At 71.2% G+C, this 614-nt stretch carries 1 protein-coding gene; it reads right to left on the minus strand.

Annotation, left to right across the window (positions count from 1 at the left end):
- Nucleotides 1-49: 49 nt before the first annotated feature.
- A partial coding sequence (locus NS283_RS18120; RefSeq protein WP_241492288.1) for a thiamine pyrophosphate-dependent enzyme occupies nt 50-614 on the minus strand: 565 nt, incomplete at its 5' end.

Consider the following 614-nt stretch of genomic DNA (forward strand, 5'->3'; position numbering starts at 1 on the left):
TCCCGCCCCGCGCCGACGGACGCCGGTGCAGTGCCCCGGCCGTCGACGCTCATGAGTTCACCTTGATGATCTCGCGCTGATACGGAGCGATCACGGAGCCGCTGATGCGCAGATCGAGCAACAGGAAGGGGCGTTGCTCGGGGTCTCTCCCCGTCCAGTCGGCGAGCGCGTCGAGATCGGCGACCTCTCGGACGACCACCCCCTCCGCGCCGAACCCGCGCGCGACCGCGGCGAAGTCGACCTCGGGGATGAGCATCGGCTCGCGCGCGAGACCCTTCAGGCCGTAGAGGTTGATCTCGGCGCCGTACGCGGCGTCGTTCCACACCACCGCGATGCCGTGTCCCGCGGCCGTGCGCACCGCGCTCTCGAGGTCGGCGATCGCCATGAGGCCGCCGCCGTCACCCGTGGTGAGCACGACCGTCGACTCCGGACGCGCCGCGATGGCGCCCGCGACCGAGGGGAATCCGAGGCCGATCGACTGATACGCGGTCCCGACCATCATCACCCGGTCGGGCGAGGCGACCGGCCAGTACATGTTCGACCACCCGAGGAAGTGCCCGCCGTCCGAGACGACGATGCGATCCTCGGGGAGGAGCTCGCCGATCCGCGCGGCG

It is taken from the genome of Microbacterium testaceum, from assembly GCF_001476285.1.
Taxonomy (GTDB): domain Bacteria; phylum Actinomycetota; class Actinomycetes; order Actinomycetales; family Microbacteriaceae; genus Microbacterium; species Microbacterium testaceum_B.